3 protein-coding genes are annotated in these 2,341 nt (G+C 68.5%); all 3 read left to right on the forward strand.

All coding sequences use genetic code 11. The features are described from left to right. Window positions 1-684, forward strand: a 684-nt coding sequence (paaC, locus tag AB3X96_RS42245) for a 1,2-phenylacetyl-CoA epoxidase subunit PaaC (RefSeq protein WP_368594378.1), incomplete at its 5' end; no start/stop codon positions are given. A gap of 7 nt (window positions 685-691) precedes the next feature. Further along, complete coding sequence (paaD, locus tag AB3X96_RS42250) at window positions 692-1,249, forward strand: 1,2-phenylacetyl-CoA epoxidase subunit PaaD (RefSeq protein ID WP_368594379.1); 558 nt, start codon at window positions 692-694, stop codon at window positions 1,247-1,249. 1 nt (window position 1,250) lies between these two features. Beyond that, entirely contained in the window at window positions 1,251-2,339 is a 1,089-nt protein-coding gene (paaE, locus tag AB3X96_RS42255; RefSeq protein ID WP_368594380.1) for a 1,2-phenylacetyl-CoA epoxidase subunit PaaE, read from the forward strand. Window positions 2,340-2,341: the final 2 nt, after the last annotated feature.

Genomic DNA, 2,341 nt, shown 5'->3' on the forward strand with positions numbered 1-2,341 from the left:
CTGTCGAACATGAGCCTCGACCTGATCGGCCAGGCGCGCCTGCTGTACACGCACGCGGCCACGCTCGAGCAGCAGCTCACCGGCCGTCAGCGCAGCGAGGACGACTACGCGTACTTCCGCGCCGAGCGCGAATTCGCGAACTACACGCTCGCCGAGCTGCCGCACTACGGGCCGCTCGCCGGCACCGCGCAGGCGCAGAAGGACTACGCGGTGACGATCGTGCGCAACTTCCTGTACGCGACGCTGATGATGCATCTGTGGGGCGCGCTGACGGGCTCCGCCGACGAACAGCTCGCCGCGATCGCCGCGAAGTCGATCAAGGAAACGCAGTACCACGTGCATCACGCGGGCGAGTGGCTGATCCGTTTCGGCGACGGCACCGACGAATCGCACCGTCGCGCGCAGGCCGCGCTCGACTATCTGATGCCGTACACGTACGAGTTCTTCAGCGCGGACGCGGTGGAAGACGCGATCGCCGCGGCGGGCGTCGGCCCGCGCACCTCGACGCTGGAAGCCGCATGGCTCGACGACGTGCGCGCCACGCTCGACGCGGCCACGCTGACGCTGCCCGCGGCGCTGCGGCACGTGAGCACCGGCAAGCACGGCGAGCATTCGGAGCACATGGGCTTCGTGCTCGCGGAAATGCAGAGCCTCGCGCGCCAGCATCCGGGCGCGAGCTGGTGAGCCCGCGATGACGACCTCGACCGCCACCACCGCCGCGACCGATCCCGCGCTCACCCGCGCGTGGAGCGTGCTCGAAGCGGTACCCGACCCGGAGATCCCGGTGGTCTCGATCCGCGAGCTCGGCATCCTGCGCGACGTGCGACGCGCCGCGGACGGCGCGCTCGAAGTCGTGATCACGCCGACCTACTCGGGCTGCCCGGCGATGTCGCAGATTGCCGAAGACATCGGCCGTGCGCTCGAGGCCGCGCAGCTCACGCCCTACCGCGTCGCCACCGTGCTCGCGCCGGCGTGGACCACCGACTGGATCACCGCCGAGGCGCGCGAAAAACTGCGCGTCTACGGCATCGCGCCGCCCACGGGCAACTGCGGTTCAGCCGCCCACGCGAGCGCTGCGCCGCAGGAAAAAGTCCTGCGCTTCGTGCCGCGCGCGCTGCCCGCCCCGGCCTGCCCGCGCTGCGGCTCCGCACACACCGAGCGACTCGCGCAGTTCGGCTCGACCGCCTGCAAGGCCCTGTATCGCTGCCTCGACTGCCGCGAACCCTTCGACTACTTCAAACCGTACTGATATGGCCACCCCGCAATTCCATCCGCTGCGTATCCGCGAAGTACGTCCCGAAACCGCCGATGCGGTGTCGGTCGCCTTCGAAGTCCCGCCCGAACTGCGCGACCAGTACCGCTTCACGCAGGGCCAGTTCGTCACGCTGAAGACGCATATCGACGGTGAGGAAACGCGCCGCTCGTATTCGATCTGCGTGGGCGTCACCGACTACGACCGCGACGGCGAGTTGCGCATCGGCATCAAGCGCGTGCGCGGCGGGCGTTTCTCGAACTTCGCGTTCGACACGCTGCAGCCCGGCCACACGATCGACGTGATGACCCCGGACGGCCGCTTCTTCACGCACCTGAACGCCGAACAGGGGCAGCAGTACCTCGCGTTCTCGGGCGGCTCGGGCATCACGCCGGTGCTCGCGATCATCAAGACGACGCTCGAAGTCGAGCCGCGCAGCACGTTCACGCTGGTGTACGGCAACCGCAGCGTCGACCAGATCATGTTCGCCGAGGAGCTCGAGGATCTGAAGAACCGCTTCATGAACCGCTTCGTGCTGTATCACGTGCTGTCGGACGACCTGCAGGACGTGGAGTTGTTCAACGGCGTGCTCGACCAGCAGAAGTGCGCGGCGTTCCTCGAGCAGCTGCTGCCGGCCGACGCGATCGACGAGGCGTTCATCTGCGGCCCCGCGCCGATGATGGACGCGGCCGAGGCGGCGCTGAAGGCTGCCGGCGTGCCGCCCGCGAAGGTGCACGTCGAGCGCTTCGGCACGCCGCTGCCGCAGGCGGGCGTGCCGCCCGTCGAGATCACCGCGGACACCCCGGCGGCCGACCTCGAGATCGTGCTCGACGGCAAGCGGCGCAGGCTGCGCCTGCCGTATCAGGGCGTGAGCGTGCTCGACGTCGGGCTTCGGGCCGGTCTCGCGCTGCCGTACGCGTGCAAGGGCGGTGTGTGCTGCACGTGTCGCGCGAAGGTGCTCGAGGGCGAAGTGAAGATGGAAAAGAACTACACGCTCGAAGAACACGAGGTCCGCGACGGGTTCGTGCTGACGTGTCAGTGTCATCCGGTGAGCGAGAAGGTCGTCGTCAGTTACGACGAACGATGAGC

The sequence above is a fragment of the Paraburkholderia sp. BR13439 genome (assembly GCF_040948805.1).
GTDB classification, from domain to species: domain Bacteria; phylum Pseudomonadota; class Gammaproteobacteria; order Burkholderiales; family Burkholderiaceae; genus Paraburkholderia; species Paraburkholderia youngii.